This window comes from Promicromonospora citrea, from assembly GCF_013004695.1.
Lineage (GTDB): Bacteria > Actinomycetota > Actinomycetes > Actinomycetales > Cellulomonadaceae > Promicromonospora > Promicromonospora citrea.
The window spans coordinates 1-1,537 of record NZ_JABEMG010000274.1; the positions used below are offsets into that span (position 1 = coordinate 1).

General features: G+C 79.0%; 1 protein-coding gene and 1 pseudogene. Both read right to left on the reverse strand.

Going from position 1 to position 1,537, the window contains the following annotated elements; genetic code table 11:
* Nucleotides 1–1,144 (reverse strand): sensor histidine kinase (locus HLB15_RS23555; RefSeq protein WP_171109184.1); only part of this gene is annotated, 1,144 nt, incomplete at its 3' end.
* Nucleotides 1,145–1,147: 3 nt separating this feature from the next.
* Nucleotides 1,148–1,537 (reverse strand): annotated as a pseudogene (locus HLB15_RS23560) (hypothetical protein); the annotation flags it as partial.

Sequence of the window (1,537 nt, forward strand, 5' to 3'; positions counted from 1 at the left end):
GCCGTCCCGCCGGGCGCCCGTTGCGCACCTCGAGCGCCACCTCCCGCTCGCGGTACCGCAGCGCGACGCGCACCGGAGCGCCGGGTGCGTGCTGCCGCGCGTTGGACAGCGACTCCTGCGCCACGCGGTAGAACGCCGCGTCCGCGATGGGCGCGAGCGCGCGCGGCGCACCCTCCCGCACCAGGTCGACGGTGTCGCCGAGCGCGCGCGCCGTCCCGACCAGGCCTTCCAGCGCGCCGAGGCCGGGCGGCGGGGCGTCGTGGGCGTCGCCGGGCGCCTCGCCGTCGGGCCGCTCGCGCAGGACACCCACGACGAGGCGCAGGCTCTCGAGCGTCTCCTTGCCCTGGGCGCGGATCCAGGCCGTGCCCGCCTTGGCCGTCACGGGGTCGGAGTCGATCTGCCGCTCGACGGCGGCGGCCTGCACGACGAGGCCGGACAGGTGGTGGGCGGCGACGTCGTGCAGCTCGCGTGCCATGCGGGAGCGCTCGGCGACGATCGCGGCACGCGTCGTCGCCTCCTGCGTGCGCTCGAGCTCGGCCGCGCGGGTGCGCAGCAGCTCGAGGTAGCCGCGCCGCGTCGCGACCGCGCCACCGACGAGGCAGCTCCCGACGGACGCCACCAGGCCGGACAGCAGGTAGGAGCCCGCGAGCGGGAACGGGGTGGTGCCCGCGGCGAGAGCGGCCACCAGCCCCGCCAGCGCGGGCAGGGGCACGGCCGCCGCCGTGACGGCGAGCGCGCGGGGCGCGGCCAGCAGCGTGCCGACGGTGTACGCGGCGATCACCTGCGGCAGGCCACCGACCGAGAGGTCGGGCGGCGCGGCGAGGACCGCGACCACCTGGCAGGCCGTGACCAGCGCCAGGGTGAGCACGGGCCGCACGCGGCGCACGACGAGCGGGAGCGCCTGGGCGCACAGCGCGACGGCCAGGACGGTGCCACGGCCCGGACCGAACGTCAGGCCCTCGCCGTCGGCGACCGCGAACAGGCCGGCCAGGAGCGCGCCGGTCATCAGCAGCACCGCGGCGGCGAGCAGGCCGTCGCGGGCGAGCACCCCGGTGACGCCGAGCCGGCCGAGCAGTGCGCTCAGCCGGCCGGCGCCCGGGACGGGCGCGTCCGTGGACACGGCGGGGCCGTCCGTCGGGCTCATCGCTCAGTACGATACCGACGGGGCCAGCAGCCGGAGCTCGACCGCGAGCCAGGCGAGCGCCCCGAGGGCCAGCAGGACGAGGAGGGCGCCGAGCACGCGGCGCCACCCGCGCCGGCCGCGGACCGCGGAGACGACCTGCGCGGCGGCGGGCACGAGGCCGAGGACACCGATCCCCTGCAGCACCTGGGTCACGCGCGCCGCCTCCTGCGGGACGGGCTGCAGGCTCATGACGGCGCCGATGAGGAAGACCCAGCCGACGGTGGCGACGACGGCCGCGACGACGTCGCCGGCCGCCCGCGCGTCGTCGGCGACCCGGGCCAGCGCGGCGGGGTCGAGGCGGTGGCGGGCGTCGGTGGGCACCCGCACGACCGCGTCGGCGCCCAGGCCGAGGAG